General features: G+C 65.9%; 14 protein-coding genes. 10 read left to right on the top strand and 4 right to left on the bottom strand.

The annotated features are described in order from the left end of the window. Positions 1-164: 164 nt before the first annotated feature. Positions 165-1682: a CoA-acylating methylmalonate-semialdehyde dehydrogenase gene (locus tag ACODS0_RS08635; protein ID WP_488834276.1), complete on the bottom strand. Its 1518-nt coding sequence runs from the start codon at positions 1680-1682 to the stop codon at positions 165-167. Positions 1683-1821: 139 nt separating this feature from the next. Beyond that, the gene (gene aptA / locus ACODS0_RS08630; RefSeq protein WP_055398024.1) at positions 1822-3183 is read right to left on the bottom strand and encodes an omega-aminotransferase AptA; all 1362 of its coding nucleotides are present in this window, start codon (positions 3181-3183) and stop codon (positions 1822-1824) included. Between the two features lie 129 nt (positions 3184-3312). Here aptA and ACODS0_RS08625 point away from each other — a divergent pair, with 129 nt between their 5' ends. Both ACODS0_RS08625 and ACODS0_RS08620 read left to right on the top strand, forming a co-directional pair. Beyond that, on the top strand, positions 3313-4263 hold the full coding sequence (locus ACODS0_RS08625; RefSeq protein WP_431151272.1) for a LysR family transcriptional regulator: 951 nt from the start codon (positions 3313-3315) through the stop codon (positions 4261-4263). A gap of 67 nt (positions 4264-4330) precedes the next feature. Then, complete coding sequence (locus ACODS0_RS08620; RefSeq protein WP_055398029.1) at positions 4331-4636, top strand: flagellar basal body protein; 306 nt, start codon at positions 4331-4333, stop codon at positions 4634-4636. Positions 4637-4853: 217 nt separating this feature from the next. Here the strand turns inward: ACODS0_RS08620 and ACODS0_RS08615 are convergent, their stop codons facing one another. Then, the gene (locus ACODS0_RS08615) at positions 4854-5120 is read right to left on the bottom strand and encodes a DUF2061 domain-containing protein (RefSeq protein ID WP_055398031.1); all 267 of its coding nucleotides are present in this window, start codon (positions 5118-5120) and stop codon (positions 4854-4856) included. Positions 5121-5400: 280 nt separating this feature from the next. On the opposite strand from ACODS0_RS08615, the gene ACODS0_RS08610 reads away from it, so the two are divergent. The 7 genes from ACODS0_RS08610 to ACODS0_RS08580 all read left to right on the top strand — a co-directional run bounded on the left by ACODS0_RS08610 (position 5401) and on the right by ACODS0_RS08580 (position 13738). Beyond that, the gene (locus ACODS0_RS08610; protein WP_055398033.1) at positions 5401-6453 is read left to right on the top strand and encodes an SPFH domain-containing protein; all 1053 of its coding nucleotides are present in this window, start codon (positions 5401-5403) and stop codon (positions 6451-6453) included. 104 nt (positions 6454-6557) lie between these two features. Then, complete coding sequence (locus ACODS0_RS08605) at positions 6558-8048, top strand: DUF4178 domain-containing protein (RefSeq protein ID WP_488834272.1); 1491 nt, start codon at positions 6558-6560, stop codon at positions 8046-8048. A 98-nt stretch (positions 8049-8146) separates the two neighbouring features. Beyond that, on the top strand, positions 8147-8368 hold the full coding sequence (locus ACODS0_RS08600; protein WP_055398038.1) for a DUF350 domain-containing protein: 222 nt from the start codon (positions 8147-8149) through the stop codon (positions 8366-8368). Positions 8369-8418: 50 nt separating this feature from the next. Then, a complete protein-coding gene (locus ACODS0_RS08595) occupies positions 8419-9981 on the top strand; it encodes a polyamine aminopropyltransferase (protein WP_174240421.1) in 1563 nt (520 codons plus the stop codon). Between the two features lie 149 nt (positions 9982-10130). After that, a complete protein-coding gene (locus ACODS0_RS08590; RefSeq protein ID WP_488834270.1) occupies positions 10131-11837 on the top strand; it encodes an NAD(P)-binding protein in 1707 nt (568 codons plus the stop codon). Positions 11838-11843: 6 nt separating this feature from the next. Beyond that, positions 11844-12365 carry a L,D-transpeptidase family protein gene (locus ACODS0_RS08585; RefSeq protein ID WP_488834268.1) on the top strand — a complete coding sequence of 174 codons (522 nt, stop codon included), beginning with the start codon at positions 11844-11846 and terminating at the stop codon, positions 12363-12365. Continuing rightward, positions 12362-13738 carry an MATE family efflux transporter gene (locus ACODS0_RS08580; protein ID WP_488834266.1) on the top strand — a complete coding sequence of 459 codons (1377 nt, stop codon included), beginning with the start codon at positions 12362-12364 and terminating at the stop codon, positions 13736-13738. The genes ACODS0_RS08585 and ACODS0_RS08580 overlap by 4 nt, the downstream gene beginning before the upstream one ends. Before the next feature lie 100 nt (positions 13739-13838). On the opposite strand, the gene ACODS0_RS08575 is transcribed toward ACODS0_RS08580, so the two are convergent. Then, positions 13839-14090: a hypothetical protein gene (locus tag ACODS0_RS08575; protein ID WP_436129406.1), complete on the bottom strand. Its 252-nt coding sequence runs from the start codon at positions 14088-14090 to the stop codon at positions 13839-13841. Positions 14091-14279: 189 nt separating this feature from the next. Between ACODS0_RS08575 and ACODS0_RS08570 the strand changes: the two genes are divergently transcribed. After that, complete coding sequence (locus tag ACODS0_RS08570; protein WP_488834265.1) at positions 14280-15635, top strand: esterase-like activity of phytase family protein; 1356 nt, start codon at positions 14280-14282, stop codon at positions 15633-15635. Positions 15636-15660: the final 25 nt, after the last annotated feature.

The following is a 15660-nucleotide window of genomic DNA, read 5'->3' as shown; positions in this document are numbered from 1 at the left end:
TCTCCTCCATTAGTGAGTGATAGGCTCAGGAATACTATGACGGCAACACGGGAGCGGTCAACGAATATGCTGCAAGAGGCATTTCACACACGCGAACGCACTCCCCGGCCTGTCTGTCAACCCCTCGGGGGGACTTTGAACGGGCCCTGGGCGCGCGCTGCGCTCTATCGGCTGCTCGGAAAGCTGAACACCGCGCCCTCGCGCACACCGGCGCTGGGCCAGCGCTGGGTGATGGTCTTGCGCTTGGTGTAGAAGCGCACGGCGTCGGGGCCGTAGGCGTGCAGGTCGCCGAACAGCGAACGCTTCCAGCCGCCGAACGAGTGGTAAGCCACCGGCACGGGCAGGGGCACGTTCACGCCCACCATGCCCACCTGGATGTGGTCGGTGAAGTAGCGGGCGGCCTCGCCGTCGCGCGTGAAAATGCAGGTGCCGTTGCCGTATTCGTGGTCGTTGATGAGCTGCATGGCTTCCTGCAGCGTCTTCACGCGCACCACACCGAGCACGGGGCCGAAGATCTCTTCCTGGTAGATCTTCATGCCGGGCTTGACGTTGTCGAACAGGCACGCGCCCAGGAAGTAGCCTTCCTCATGGCCCGCAACCTTCACGCCGCGGCCATCGACCACCAGCGTGGCACCCTCTGCCACGCCCTGGTCGACATAGCCCTTCACCTTCTCGAAGTGCGGCTTCGTGACCAGCGGGCCCATGTCGTTGCTGTTGTCGGTGCCGGGGCCGACCTTCATCTTGGCGATCTCGGTCTTCAGGCCCGCGATCACGGCGTCGCCCACTTCGTCGCCCACGGCCACCAGCAGCGGGATGGCCATGCAGCGCTCGCCGCACGATCCGTAGGCCGCGCCCATCAGGGCGCTCACGGCGTTGTCCACATCCGCGTCGGGCATGAGCACGGCGTGGTTCTTGGCGCCGCCCAGGGCCTGCACGCGCTTGCCGTGCTTGCAGCCTTCGCTGTAGATGTATTCGGCAATGGGGGTGGAGCCGACAAAGCTCACGGCCTTCACGCGCGGGTCCTGCAGCAGAGTGTCCACGGCCAGCTTGTCGCCGTTGACGACGTTCAGCACGCCGGGCGGCAGGCCCGCTTCCAGCGCCAGCTGGGCGATGAACAGCGTGGAGGAGGGATCGCGCTCCGAAGGCTTGAGCACAAAGGTGTTGCCACACGCCACGGCCATGGGCCACATCCACAGCGGCACCATCGCCGGGAAGTTGAAGGGCGTGATGCCTGCGGTGACGCCCAGCGCCTGGAACTCACTCCACGAGTCGATGCTGGGGCCCACGTTGCGGCTGTGCTCGCCCTTGAGCAGCTCGGGCGCGTAGCTCGCGTATTCGACGTTTTCAATGCCACGCTGCAGCTCACCGTGTGCATCGGCCAGCACCTTGCCGTGTTCGGCGGTGATCAGGGCGGCGATCTTGTCGGCGTTTTCTTCGAGCAGGACTTTCAGCTTGCTCATTACGCGGGCGCGCTTCAGGGGCGGCGTGTTGCGCCAGGCGGGGAAGGCGGCTTCGGCCGAAGCAATGGCGGCCTCCACAGTAGCCTTGCTGGCCAGCGCCACGCAGGTGGTCGACTGGCCCGTGGCGGGGTTGAACACCGGCTGCGTGCGCGCCGTGTCCGCAACGATCTTGCCGTCGATCAGGTGGCCGACGGTGGTGGTGACGTTCTTGTCGTGGTTCATGGCAAAAATATGGATAAAAAGTGCCGCTAGCGCTTATCTAGAAAACGCTAGCAGCTATTGAATCAGGAGTATTCCCGCTGGCGGATGAAACGGCGCGCGCCAGGCCAGCGGCCGCCGTGCAAGGGCCGGGGGTGTGTCATCACGCCGTTTCAGCCAGGGCATCGCCCAGTGCGTTGATCAGGCGGTCGATTTCGGCCTTCTCGCTGATGAAGGGCGGCGCCAGCTGGATGGTGTCGCCACCGTAGCGCACGTAAAAGCCCTTCTTCCAGCAATTCATCGCAATTTCATAGGGGCGGCGGGCCGGCTCGCCCGGCAGCGCGGCAATGGTGAAACCAGCAGCCAGCCCAAAGTTGCGGATGTCAGCCACATGCTTGGCGCCCTTCAAGCTGTGCACGGCTTGCTCGAAGTACGGCGCCAGCGCGTTCACGCGGCCGATCATGTCTTCCTTCTGCAGGATGTCGAGCGCCGCAATGCCCGCCGCGCAGGCCACAGGGTGGGCCGAGTACGTGTAGCCGTGCGCGAACTCCAGCATGTACTCCGGGCCGCCCGCCGCCATGAAGGTGTCGTAGATTTCCTTGGTGGCCACCACGCCGCCCAGCGGTTGTGCGCCGTTGGTCACCTGCTTGGCAAAGTTCAGGATGTCGGGCGTCACGCCGAAGGCTTCTGCCCCGGTCCAGGCGCCGCTGCGGCCAAAGCCGCTGATCACTTCGTCAAAAATCAGCAGGATGTTGTTCTGCGTGCAGATCTCGCGCAGGCGCTGCAGGTAGCCCACGGGCGGGATCACCACACCGGCCGAGCCCGAGAAAGGTTCCACGATCACGGCGGCAATGTTCGATGCGTCGTGCAGCGCAATGACGTCCAGCAGGCGGTCGGCCAGCTCTTTGCCCGTGGGCGGCATGCCTTTGTGGAACGAGCCAGCGGGTGGCTGGGTGTGGGGCAGGTGGTCGGCTTCGATGCCCTGGCCGAACATCTTGCGGTTGGCAACAATGCCGCCCACCGAGATGCCGCCGAAGTTCACGCCGTGGTAGCCCTTTTCGCGGCCGATCAGGCGGGTTTTGCTTGCCTGGCCCTTGTTGCGCCAGTAAGCGCGCGCCATCTTCAGCGAGGTGTCGGCCGACTCGGAGCCCGAGCCGGTGAAGAACACATAGTCCAGGCCCGCAGGCGTCAGTTCCTTGACCCGGTTGGCCAGCTCGAACGACAGCGGGTGGCCGAACTGGAAGGCGGGCGCGTAGTCCAGCTTCATCGCCTGCTTGCCAATGGCCTCGGCGATCTCGCGGCGGCCATGGCCCAGGCCCGCACACCACAGGCCCGAGAGGCCATCAAAAATCTTGCGACCGTCCGCGTCGGTGTAGTAGGCGCCGCTGCCCTCCACGATCATGCGCGGGTTGGCCTTGAACTGGCGGTTGGCCGTGTAGGGCATCCAGTGCGCGTCCAGCCATTCGGCGTCCATGCGGGGGCCTTCGGCACCAGCGGCGGGTTTTTCGATGTTGACGAAGCTCATGGGGTTCTCCAGTGCAAAGGCGGCGACAAAAGGCGGGCAACCCCAGCGGTCTGGGGCTTGACGTAGGGCATTGTTGCGCTGCCTGTTAATCTCTCCAATACTCCAATATCAATGTTTACTTGACGGTTTATGCAAGTAAAAACACCTCCACCCCACCCTTCCCCCAAACACCGCGCCGTACTGGGCCAGCTCAGCGACATGGACCTGCGCCTCTTGCAGGTCTTCAAGAGCGTGGTCGAGTGCGGCGGCATGTCGGCCGCCGAGCTGGAGCTGAACATTGGCACCAGCACCGTCAGCCGCCACATGAAGGACCTGGAGACCCGCCTGGGCCTCACCTTGTGCCGCCGGGGCCGGGCCGGTTTTGCCCTCACGGCCGAGGGGCAGCGCGTGTACGACGAGACCCTGCGCCTGCTGTCGGCCGTGGACGCCTTTCGCAGCAGCATCGACGACATCCACCGCCGCATGGGCGGGCGGCTGGAGGTGGCGGTGTTCGACAAGACGGCCAGCAACCCGGCGGCGCACATTGGCGATGCGATTGCGCTCTTTGCCAGCCAAGCGCCCGAAGTCAGCCTGCAGATGCACGTGGCGTCCATCCCGGCCATCGAGCGTGGGCTGATCGACGGCAGCTTCCACGTGGGCATCATCCCCGCGCACCGCACGTCGCAGAGCCTGGTCTACGCCGACCTGTTCACCGAAACCATGCTGCTGTACTGCGGCGCGCGCCACCCGCTGTATGGCACCGACCATGCTGCGCTCACCTGGGAATCCCTGCGCGCCTACCAGTTTGCGGGCCTGGGCTACCACTCGCCCAACATGGAGCTGAGCCACAGCACCCGCCTGCCGCGCAAGGCCACCGGGTTCGACCAGGAGTCGATTGCCACGCTGATCCTCTCAGGCCGCTACCTGGGTTTTCTGCCCGACCACTACGCCGAAGGCTTCGAGCGCCAGGGGCTCATGCAGGCCGTTCTGCCCGCACAGTTCCACTACCGCTGCCAGTTTGTGAGCGTGCTGCGCAAGTCGCCGCAACCGCCGAGGGCGGCGCAGGCGTTTGCGCAATGCCTACTGGAGGCCCATGGTTGATGGCTTGCCCGCAGCGCGGCGCAGGCACACAATGCCAACTCTTTGGCGCTTTTGAGCGGGGCACACCATGGCAACCATTTCTTCGATTGGCAGTTCCGGCCTGCAGGCCGCGCAGTTGCGGCTGGATGCCTCGGCCAACAACGTGGCCAACATGAACACCCCCAACTACCGCCGCCAGGTGGTGGCGCAGGAAGAGGCCGCCGACAGCGCTGGCGTGCGCGCCACCGTGCAGCGCCAGCAAGAGGCCGAGGGCGTGGCGCTGGAGAAGGAGGCGGTCGAGCAGATGTCGGCCACCTACGCCTTCAAGGCCAATCTGCAGACCATCAAGGCACAAGACGAAATGATGGGTTCGCTGCTCGACGTGAAGGCCTGAGTCGTTTCTCCCGCGCTCCCGACAATGCCCCGCCAGCCGGGGCATTGTTGTTTTCAGCGCCAGCGCTGGAGTGGCCTCGGGCGACCTCAGCTGGCTACAACCAGCCCGGCCAGCCGGTGAACGAGCCAGCGTTGAAAGGCCAAGCCGGTAGCGGTGCGGCTGCGCAAGGGAATGCTGTACATGGGGGCTCCTTCGTACGGGTGGTTCAGACGTTGGTTCAAACGGCCTGCAAGGCGGCTGGGCTGGGTGCCTGTGTGGCGTCGTCAGCGCCGCGCCGGGCAGCCCGGTCCCAGGCCTTTTCATGGAAGAAGAAGGCCACCGCCTGCACCGTGGGCTCCAGCAGGCTCAGTGTCAGCGAGGCCCACAGGTTGCCCGTGACGGCATAGGCCACCAGGGCGGCCACGCAGATGTGGATCACGTAGTAGCTACCCGTCTTCATCAGCATGGTTTTGTTTTGGCGGGCAGCGCGGCGGATGTGGGACATGGCGGACTCCTTTTCACTTCTTCATCAGGGCCTGCCGTGGTGAGCAGGGATGTTGAAATGGTAGTAATTCTCAATAGCGTTGGCTAATTGATCATCACTAAGCCGGAGATAGCCACTATCAAGCGGCCATGCATCCCGGTCGGGCGGCGCCATGCCAACCAAACTGGTTCAGCGCGTGAACCAGTTCACCGATGGGGCTTAAAAAAAGCCGCTCCGCGCCATGCCCCCGTTGCTATGATGGCCGCTCTTTTCAACCCCCTCTTTTGCTTTGGGAGCACACATGGCCCTCATGGACTTCATCAAGAAACAGTTCATTGACATCATTCAATGGACCGAAGAGGGGGACGGCACGCTGGCCTGGCGCTTCCCCATGGCGGGCATGGAAATCCAGAACGGCGGCACGCTGGTGGTGCGCGAGTCGCAAATGGCCATCTTCGTGAACGAAGGCCAGGTGGCCGACGTGTTTGGTCCCGGCACCTACAAGCTCACCACGCAGACGCTGCCGGTGCTCACGTACCTGAAGAACTGGGACAAGCTCTTTGAGTCCCCCTTCAAGAGCGATGTGTACTTCTTCAGCACACGCCAGCAGATCGACCAGAAGTGGGGCACACCCCAGCCCATCACGATCCGCGACAAGGACTTCGGCGCCGTGCGCCTGCGCGCGTTCGGCAACTACGCCTTCCGCATTGCCGACCCCAAGGCTTTCCACACCGAAATCTCGGGCACGCGCGAGTCCTACCCCGTGGCCGACCTGGAAGGCCAGTTGCGCGGCCTGGTGCTGCAGAACATCAGCAACGCCATTGCGGGCAGCGGCCTGCCGTTTCTGGACCTGGCGGCCAACCAGGTGATGTTTGCGGAGGCGATGGTCAAGGAACTGGCGCCCATCTTTGCCAAGCTGGGCATCTTGATCGAATCTCTCACGGTGCAGAACGTCTCGCTGCCCGAAGAGCTGCAAAAGATCCTCGACCAGAAGATCGGCATGGGCATGGTGGGCAACGACATGGCCAAATTCATGCAGTACCAGACGGCGCAGGCCATCCCCAAGTTCGCCGAAGCCAGTGGCGGTGGTGGCGGCATTGCGGGCGATGCGATGGGCCTCGGCGCGGGCGTGGCGCTGGGCCAGGTGCTGGCGCAAAACCTGCAGCAGGGCCTGCAGACCCCGGTGGCTCCCGCTGCTGCTGCGGCAGCGCAGGCCGCTGCGACCCCGGTGGGTGTCAAGCCCGAAGAGGTCATGGCAACGCTGGAAAAGCTGGGCGAACTCAAGTCCAAGGGCATCCTCACGCAGGAAGAGTTCGACGCCAAGAAGGCTGAGCTGCTCAAGAAGCTGGTCTGAACCCGGTTGCTATCATAAATATAGCTGTTTGCGCTGGAGGGATAAGCGCTAGAGGCCAAAAAGGCCTCAAAGCCGTGTAGCGCGGCGCAGGCAGCAGCCCCACGATGGCCACCGACCCCACACAGCGTTACTACCGCGCGCCCTGCCCGGGCTGCGGCGCGCCGGTTGAATTCCGCAGCGCGCAGTCCACGCACGCCGTCTGCGGCTACTGCCAGAGCACCGTTGTGCGCAGCGGCGACGTGCTCACGCGCCTGGGCAAGATGGCCGAGCTGTTCGACGACCACAGCCCCCTGCAGCTCATGGCCAGCGGGCGCATCCAGCTCGAAGGCAAGGATGTGCCCTTCACCCTGGTGGGTCGCCTGCAATACAAAGGCGATGCAGGGGTCTGGACCGAATGGGCCGCCTTCCTGAACGACGGCACCCTGGCCACGCTGGGTGAGGACAACGGTGCCTATGTCTTCACGCGCCCCATCGACCCCGGCCGCGAAATGCCTGCGCCCGAGCGCTTTCGCATCGGCACCACCACCGCCATCAACGGCAAGCCCTACAGCGTGGCCTACACCGGCCAGGCATCGCTGATCTCTGCCCAGGGCGAACTGCCCAAGCTGCCCCCGCTGGGCCAGCCCTTCGGCATGGTCGAGCTGCGCAGCGCCGACGGTGAAGTGGTCAGCATCGACTACGGCCACACCCCGCCCAACGTGGAGCGCGGCAAGTCGGTACTGCTGGAAGACCTGCAGCTCCAGGGCCTCAAGGACGAATCCGCCAAGGACGAAAAAGGCCGCCAGTTCAACTGCCCGCACTGCGGCGCGCCCGTGCAGGTGAAGCTGGCGGGCACCAAAAGCATCACCTGCGGTTCCTGCGCCAGCATCATCAGCCTCGATAGCGGCGTGGGCGGCGAACTGCGCTCGGCCGAGCAGGACGAGCCCGTGCAGCCCCTCATTCCGCTGGGCAGCAAGGGCCAGCTGCAGGGTGTGCACTGGCAGGTGGTGGGTTTTCAGCACCGCATGGGCGTGGAGCCGGGCGACGACGAGCACTTTGGCTGGAGCGAATACCTGCTCTACAACCAGAAGCGCGGGTTTGCCTTCCTGGTCGATTCCGAAGAAGGCTGGAGCATGGTGCGCCCCACCACCGGTGCGCCGCAGCTCTCGTCCAACGGCCGCACCGCCACCTACATGGGCACCAAGTACGAGCTCAAGTACACCTACGAGGCCGAAACCACCTACGTGCTGGGCGAGTTCTACTGGCAGGTCACGCGGGGCCAGAAAACCAGCAACCGCGACTTTGCAAGCGCCAAGGGCCTGCTGTCGCTGGAGCAAACGCCGAACGAAGTCACCTGGTCCGCCGGTGACAAGCTGGCCAGCGACACCGTGGCCAAGGCCTTCAAGCTCGAAGACAAGGCCGATGTACTGCAGCGCGACGACCCCGGCCCCTTCACCGCCAAGTCGGGCCTGGGCTGCGGCACCATCATCCTGATTGCGATCATCATCATCATCCTGCTGATCATCCTGAGCAATTGTTCGGGGTCATCGGGCAGCGGCTACCGCAGCTCGGGCGGCTCGTTCGGCGGATACTCGTCCGGCGGAAGCCACAAGTAGGCGGGCGCTCCAAGGCGCCTGCCTGCAGACAGATCCATGAGCCCCGTCTTCACCACCCCACCACCACCCACACACCACCGTTTCAAGGAGTTCACACCATGATGGGAATCGAATGGCTCCGGCCCGCAGCCTTCCTCGGGTCCATGCTGTACGCGCTGATTGGCGTGGTCATTTTCTGGCTGTGTTTTGTCATCGTGGACAAGATCACGCCCTACGACCTGTGGCGCGAGATCGTCGAGAAACAAAACAAAGCCCTGGCTATGGTTGTGGCGGCGATGTGCCTGGGGATCAGCATCATCGTGGCGGCGGCCATTCACTGACGCACCTTGCCTGAAACGGCGCGCGCCCCTGCGGCGCGCCGGTACCTGCCTTGCAATCCGACCTGACTTCTCCTGCCTCGCCGTCCGAGGCCCCGGGCGCCACCGCCGGCCCCCGCCCCATCGAAATCGCCCTGCTCATCAGCGTGTTCGTGGTGGCCGCCTGCGGCCTGCTGTACGAGCTGGCTGCGGGCGCGCTGGCGTCGTATGTGCTGGGCGATTCGGTGCTGCAGTTTTCCACCATCATCGGCACCTACCTGTTTGCCATGGGCGTGGGCTCGTGGCTGTCGCGGTACTTCGAGCGGCAACTGCCCGCGCACTTCTTGCGCATCGAATTGCTGGTGGCGCTGATTGGCGGAGCCTTGCCTGCCACGCTGTTCCTGGCCAATGCGTACACGCCCGGCGCTTTCCGGTTTCTGCTGTACGGCATGGTGTTGATGGTGGGCACGCTGGTGGGGCTGGAGATCCCCCTGGTGATGCGCATCTTGAAGCGCAACGTGGCGCTCAAGGACCTGGTCTCGCAGGTGCTCACGTTTGACTACCTGGGCGCGCTGGCGGTGTCGATGGCGTTTCCGCTGCTCTTGGTGCCGCACCTCGGGCTCATCCGCACGGGGCTGCTGTTTGGGGTGATGAATGCGGCCGTGGCGCTGTGGGCGGTGTGGCTGTTTCGGCACGAGTTGCGGCGCCTGAAGGCGCACCTGGCAGCCTGCGTGATGGTGCTGGGCATCTTGCTGGCCGCGCTGGCGGGGGCCGAGCAGATCACCAGCGTGGCCGAAGACAAGTTCTACCAGGACCGCATCGTCTTCAGCACTGCGTCGCCCTACCAGCGCATCGTGGTCACGCAGGGGCGCGCGGGCCACCGGCTGTACCTCAATGGCAACCTGCAGTTTGCGCAGGCCGACGAGTACCGCTATCACGAGGCCCTGGTGCACCCCGCCATGGCCGCCCATGGCGCGCCCAAGAAGGTGGCGGTGCTGGGCGGCGGCGACGGCATGGCCGTGCGCGAGATTCTGAAGTACCCCTCGGTCGAATCCGTGACGCTGGTGGAGCTGGACCCGGCCATGACGAAGATCTTCAGCGAGAACCCACGCCTCGCGCAGCTCAACGGCCACGCGCTGCAGAACCCCAAGGTGAAGATCGTCAACACCGATGCATTTGGCTGGCTGCAGGATGGGTCGGACACGTTTGATGTCATCGTGGTGGACTTTCCCGATCCCACCAATTTCTCCATCGGCAAGCTCTACACCAACAGCTTTTACGCGCTGCTGGACAAGCGCCTGGCCGCCAGCGGCTACGCGGTGGTGCAGACCACTTCCCCGCTGGTGGCGCGCAAAAGCTACTGGACGGTGGCGCAGACCATCGAATCCATCGGCCTGCAGACGGCGCCCTACCACGCGCATGTACCCAGCTTTGGCGAATGGGGTTTCATCATCGCCAGCCGCAGGCCCTGGCGCCTGCCCGAGGCACTGCCAGCCGATTTGCGGTTCTTGGGTGCCGACACGCTGCCGCTGTTGTTCGACTTTCCGCTCGACATGGCGCGCGTGCCGGCCGATGTGAACCGGCTGTCGAACCAGGCGCTGGTGCACACGTACGAACGCGAGTGGGGAAAGCACTAGATGGGACACCCCCCTGAGCCGCTTCGCGTCTTCCCCCCAGGGGGACGCACCCGGTGGCCTGGCAGAGCCAGTTCCACGGGTGCGCTGGCATCGGAGCGTGCCGGTTGCGAGCGCTGCGCCCTTCAACGCTGAATCAGAGTCAGCCTCCCATGCAACGCCGCCACTTCCTTGCCACCGCTGCAGCCTCGGCCGCCACGGGCATGCTGCTGCCGGGTTGTGACCGTGCACCACGCGCGCTGGAAGGCGGCTTCACCGGCATCGACATGGCGCGGGGCCACCAGCTGCGCGACCTGCTCAAGACCGGCACCCTGCCCGCTCCCAGCGTAGTCCGCCGTGCCCAGGTCATCATCGCGGGCGGTGGCGTGGCGGGGCTCGCTGCGGCGCGGTCGCTGCGGCTGGCGGGGGTGGAGGACTTTGCGCTGCTGGAGCTGGAAGACGGTGCTGGCGGCAACAGCCGGGGCGGGGCCGTGAGCGGCATTGCCTGCCCGCTGGGCGCGCACTACCTGCCCGTGCCCGGCGACGATGCGCGCGAGGTGCAGGATCTGCTGGAAGAGCTGGGCCTGCGCCGCCGCGTGGCTGGCCGCTGGCAGTACGACGAACGCCACCTGTGCCACAGCCCGCAGGAGCGCCTGTTTTTTGACGGCGAGTGGCAAGAAGGCCTGCTGCCCGTGCACGGTGTTAGCGAAGCGACGCTGGCGCAATACCGCCGCTTTGCACAGGCGGTGGAGCGAGAGGCGAAGGCCGCGCGGTTTGCCATGCCTGCGCTCAAGCTGTTGGGGCCAAAAAAGCCTCTAGCGCCCGCCCATCAGGCTCTGGATGCCATGACTTTCAGTGCTTGGCTGGCGCAAGAGGGCCTGGATGACGAGCACCTGCTCTGGTACCTGAACTACTGCTGCCGCGACGACTACGGCGCGGGCGTGGCGCGCGTGTCGGCCTGGGCGGGCATCCACTACTTTGCCAGCCGCCACGGTTTTCACGCGCCGGGCGAGGCGGTGGATGAGGCGCGCGAAAGCGTGCTCACCTGGCCCGAAGGCAACGGCTGGATCACCCAGCGCCTGGCCGAGCCGCTTGCCAACACTGTGAATGGCGGCGGCCAGCTGCGCACCGCCACCAGCGTGCTGCGCATCACCGAAACCCGCCACGGCGTGGAGGTGGACGCCTTCAACCATGCCACTGACAGCGTGGAGCGCTGGCAGGCGCCGCGCTGCGTCGTGGCGCTGCCCGTGTTCGTGGCGGCGCGGGTGGTGCACAACCCGCCCGCTTTTTTGACCGGCGCCGCGCAGCGCCTGCAGTCGGCCCCCTGGCTGGTGGCCAACATCCACATCGACAGCCCGCTCACCGACCGCCCCGGCGCTGCCCCCGCGTGGGACAACGTGCTCTACGCCGCCCCCACCGCTGGTGGCCTGGGGTACGTGAACGCTGGGCACCAGCGGCTGGACACGGGCGCCGCGCTGGCCGGGCCCACCGTGCTCACCTACTACCAGGCGTTGGGCGATGTGCAGGGCGGCCGCCAGCAGCTGGCCACCCAGCCCTGGCAACCCTGGGCTGAGGCCGCGCTGGCCACCCTGGCCGTGCCCCACCCCGACCTGCGCCAGCGCGCCACACGCGTGGACATCACCCGCTACGGCCACGCCATGGCCATCCCGGTACCTGGCATGCAGGGCTTTTTAAGCCAAATTGGCATCCAGCGCTTATCAGGTAAGCGTAAACAGCTATCAAATGGTGAGCAATCGCCCTGGATTCCCACCCCCACCACGGCGCGGCTCGCGTTTGCGCACAGCGACTGGTCGGGCTATTCGGTGTTTGAAGAGGCCTTCACGCGCGGGCACGGTGCCGGGCTGGTGGCGGCGGGCTGAATGCCGATGGCGGGCCCCGAAGTGCACATCGACGTGGCGCTGCAGAAGCTCCACCTGATGCTGGACGGGGCCACCCTGCGCACCTACCCGGTATCCACCGCCCTGAACGGCGTGGGCGAACACAACGGCAGCGGCTGCACTCCCCGCGGTCTGCACCGCGTGCGCGCCAAGGTGGGCGCGGGCTGTGCGCCGGGCACGGTGTTTGTGGGGCGCCGTGCCACAGGCGAGATCTATTCGCCCGCGCTGGCCGCTGAGCACCCGGGGCGCGACTGGATCCTGAGCCGCATCCTGTGGCTGACGGGCTGCGAGCCTGGCGTGAACCGGGGCGGAGCGGTGGACACGCTGCGCCGCTACATCTACATCCACGGCTGCCCGGACGACTGCCCCATGGGCGTGCCGCGGTCACACGGCTGCGTGCGCATGACCAACGCGGATGTGATCGACCTGTTTGACCGGGTGGTAGCGGGCACGCGGGTGTGTATCCACAGCACCCAGACCCCCGGGCTCATGGAGGGCGCAGCACCATGACGGACAAGGCCCACCCCGGCAGCCCGCCGCCTTCGCTCGACCGGCGCTTTCTCGTGTTCCTGGGCCCCTTGGTGCTCACCAACATCCTGCAGGCGCTCACCGGCACGGTGAACCACATCTACGTGGGGCGGCTGCTGGGTGCGGGCTCGCTGGCGGCGGTGGCCTCGTTCATGCCGCTGTTCCTGCTGCTCAGTGCCTTCATCTTTGGGCTGGGCAATGGGTCGTCCATCCTGGTGGGCCAGGCCTTTGGCGCGCGCAACCACGCGCGGCTGCATGCCGTGGCGGGCACCACGCTGTGCGCCGGGGTGCTGCTGGGCCTGGTGCTGGCCGCCCTGGGGCTGTTGGCCGTGCGGCCTCTGATGCTGCTGCTGGGCACGCCGGCCGACGTGCTGCCCCAGGCGGTGGCCTATGCGCGGGGGATGATGGTGCTGTTCCCCGTGCTGTTCACCTCCATGCTCACGGCGGCGCTGCTGCGTGGCACGGGCGACACCGTCACGCCGCTGCGCGCGCTGGCGGTGTCGCTGTCGGTCACGCTGGTGTGCGCGCCGCTGTTCATCCGGGGCGTGCCTGCCCTCGGGCTGCCTGCGCTGGGCATCCTGGGTGGCGTGGCCGCGCTGCTGCTGGCCACGCTGTGCTCGCTGGGCTACACGGCCTGGCACCTGCGGCGCCGCGCGCATGTGCTGGCCCCCACGCGGGCGCTGGCCGCGCATCTGCGGCTGGACGCTGCCTTGCTGCGCACCCTGGTGCGGTTGGGCGTGCCCACGGGCCTGTTCTTCATTACCGGCTCGCTGGCCGACCTGGGCCTGCTCAGCCTGGTCAACGCGCATGGCTCGGCAGCCACGGCGGCGTGGGGGGCCGCCAGCCAGGTGATGTCGTATGTGCTGTTCCCGGCGATGGCCGTGGCCATTGCGTCGTCGGTGTTTGCGGCGCAGGCCATGGGTGCGGGCCACGGGCAGCAGCTGGCGGCCGTCACGCGCACCGGCATGCGCATGAACCTGCTCCTCACCGGCGGCCTGGCCTTGCTGATGTTTGGCGCTGCGCCCTGGGTGGTGGGCCTGTTTGTGGCCGACGCCCGCGTGATCGACATCGCCGCACGCGTGCTTCCCATCACGGTGTGGGGCGCGGTGTTTTTTGGATGGGCCAGCGTGTATTCCAGTGTGATGCGTGCCAGCGGCACGGTGCTGGCACCCACGCTCATTTCACTGGGGTGCCTGGCCTGCCTCATCGTGCCGCTGGGCTGGCTGCTGGGGCGCCAGTTTGGGCTGGTGGCCACCTGGGTGGCCTACCCCGCCACGTACCTGTGCGCCCTGGTGCTGCAGGGGCTGTACTTCCACGGGGTATGGCGGCGCCAGGCATTGCAGCGGCTGGTGTGATGCGCCAGAAATTTTCACTAAAAATGGCCCTGTCGCTTATCCATCAAGCGCAATGAGCTATGAAAATAATAGCGTGTTGCGCACAACCGTCGCCTGCGTTTCAGCCGCGCCGCATGTCCAGCCACAGACCCGCACACAGCGCCACGCCCACCGCAAACAGCATCCAGGTCCGCGAAACCGCGTAGGGGTAGAACATGAGCGCCACGCCCCACCAGCGGGTGCGTGGCTGCTGCGCTCTTTTGCCGTGCCAGTAAGCCGCCATGCCGATCAGGCCAAACACGATGGCGCCTGCGATGTAGGCGGGGCTGGGCAGTTCCAGTCCGAGGGATTGCAATGCAGAAAGGGTGTCCATAGGGAATAGGGGCTGTCCAGCGTTGTGGGTGGGGAATGGTGGGGGAGCGCAAGGCGAGTGTGACTCTCGACCCTGGCAAAAGGTCCGTGTCCATTGGCTGCATGCCGGGGCATATCCTGGTGCCTGCCTTTCATGGTGGCGTCACAAGGGCGCGGCATCGTGCGGGTTTTGGCTTTATTCCCCATGAACATGTTCCGACTCTCCTTCATCGCCGCCAGTGCAGCCCTGCTGTGCGCCGCCTCTTCTGCAGCCCTGGCCCAGCAGGCCTACCCCGCCACGCTGACCGGCCACGCGGTGCTGCCCGCCCTGACGATGATTGCCGCCCCCAAGGACGCGCCACACGACCTGCAGGTGGCGGGCAAGTTCACCACACCCCGCCGGGTGGACGCCGTGGGCAGCGTGATGGGCCAGTCGGGCGGCCGCGAAACCGGCGTGTCGCTGCCGTTCCAGGGCCAGCCCATCCAGGGCCACTCGGGCATCAAGCGCATGGCCGATGGGTCGTTCTGGATCCTGACCGACAACGGCGCGGGCTCCAAGGCCAACTCGCCCGACTTCATGCTGCACCTGAGCCACTACACCGTGGATTTCCAAAGCGGCCAGTTCAATCGCCACAAGACCATCTTCCTGCACGACCCGGACAAGAAGATCCCGTTTCGCATCACGCACGAAGGCACCGACAAGCGCTACCTGACCGGCGCCGACTTCGACCCCGAAAGCTTCCAGTTCGCCGGTGGCGCGCTGTGGATTGGCGATGAGTTCGGCCCCTTCCTCATCAAGGCCGACCTGAATGGCAAGGTGCTCGGCGTTTTCGAGACCCAGGTGGACGGCAAGACCGTGCGATCGCCCGATGCGCCCGGCGTGCTGATGCCCGGCGCGCCTGATGCCAAGCCCACTGCGTTTGTGGTCAAGCGCTCCAAGGGCTACGAAGGCATGGCCGCCAGCAAGGACGGCAGCAAGCTCTACGCCCTGCTCGAAGGCGCGCTGTGGAACGACGATGCCAAGGCGTATGAAAACGTGGGCGGCAAGCAGTACCTGCGCGTGCTGGAGTTCGACGTGAAGACCGAGCAATGGACCGGCCGCCACTGGAAGTACGTGCTGGAGGCCAACCACCACGCGATTGGCGACTTCAACATGATCGACGCCAGCATGGGCCTCATCATCGAGCGCGACAACGGCGAAGGCACGGCCGACAAGGCCTGCCCCGAAGGCCAGAAGCGCACGGATTGCTTCCACGACCTGGCCAAGTTCAAGCGCGTCTACAAGGTGGAGATGAGCGACGCCAACGTGGGCGGCGAGATCCGCAAGGTGGGCTACATCGACCTCATGAACATCCAGGACCCGCAGCGCCTGGCCAAGAAGCCGCTGAACAACGGTGTGTTGACCTTCCCGTTCTTCACCATCGAGAACGTGGACATCGTGGACGGCACGCACATCGTGGTGGGCAACGACAACAACCTGCCCTTCAGCAGCAGCCGCGATCCGAACAAGGCGGATGACAACGAGCTGGTGCTGCTGGAGGTGGGCGGGCTACTGCAAGCCAAGTAACCCGGCGCCAGCGCGCGGTGGGGGC

It is taken from the genome of Acidovorax sp. FG60 (assembly GCF_057808995.1).
The sequence above is the reverse complement of the archived record's forward strand: the minus strand, read 5'-3'. Positions and strand labels throughout refer to the sequence as shown.

Excerpts from the sequence above, each read along its gene's own strand:
- ACODS0_RS08600 (WP_055398038.1), top strand. The coding sequence starts at position 8,147 with ATGATGGGAATCGAATGGCTCCGGCCCGCAGCCTTCCTCGGGTCCATG.
- ACODS0_RS08605 (WP_488834272.1), top strand. The coding sequence starts at position 6,558 with ATGGCCACCGACCCCACACAGCGTTACTACCGCGCGCCCTGCCCGGGC.
- ACODS0_RS08585 (WP_488834268.1), top strand. The coding sequence starts at position 11,844 with ATGGCGGGCCCCGAAGTGCACATCGACGTGGCGCTGCAGAAGCTCCAC.
- ACODS0_RS08580 (WP_488834266.1), top strand. The coding sequence starts at position 12,362 with ATGACGGACAAGGCCCACCCCGGCAGCCCGCCGCCTTCGCTCGACCGG.
- ACODS0_RS08625 (WP_431151272.1), top strand. The coding sequence starts at position 3,313 with ATGCAAGTAAAAACACCTCCACCCCACCCTTCCCCCAAACACCGCGCC.
- ACODS0_RS08610 (WP_055398033.1), top strand. The coding sequence starts at position 5,401 with ATGGCCCTCATGGACTTCATCAAGAAACAGTTCATTGACATCATTCAA.
- aptA (WP_055398024.1), bottom strand. The coding sequence starts at position 3,183 with ATGAGCTTCGTCAACATCGAAAAACCCGCCGCTGGTGCCGAAGGCCCC.
- ACODS0_RS08570 (WP_488834265.1), top strand. The coding sequence starts at position 14,280 with ATGTTCCGACTCTCCTTCATCGCCGCCAGTGCAGCCCTGCTGTGCGCC.
- ACODS0_RS08620 (WP_055398029.1), top strand. The coding sequence starts at position 4,331 with ATGGCAACCATTTCTTCGATTGGCAGTTCCGGCCTGCAGGCCGCGCAG.
- ACODS0_RS08635 (WP_488834276.1), bottom strand. The coding sequence starts at position 1,682 with ATGAACCACGACAAGAACGTCACCACCACCGTCGGCCACCTGATCGAC.
- ACODS0_RS08590 (WP_488834270.1), top strand. The coding sequence starts at position 10,131 with ATGCAACGCCGCCACTTCCTTGCCACCGCTGCAGCCTCGGCCGCCACG.
- ACODS0_RS08615 (WP_055398031.1), bottom strand. The coding sequence starts at position 5,120 with ATGTCCCACATCCGCCGCGCTGCCCGCCAAAACAAAACCATGCTGATG.
- ACODS0_RS08575 (WP_436129406.1), bottom strand. The coding sequence starts at position 14,090 with ATGGACACCCTTTCTGCATTGCAATCCCTCGGACTGGAACTGCCCAGC.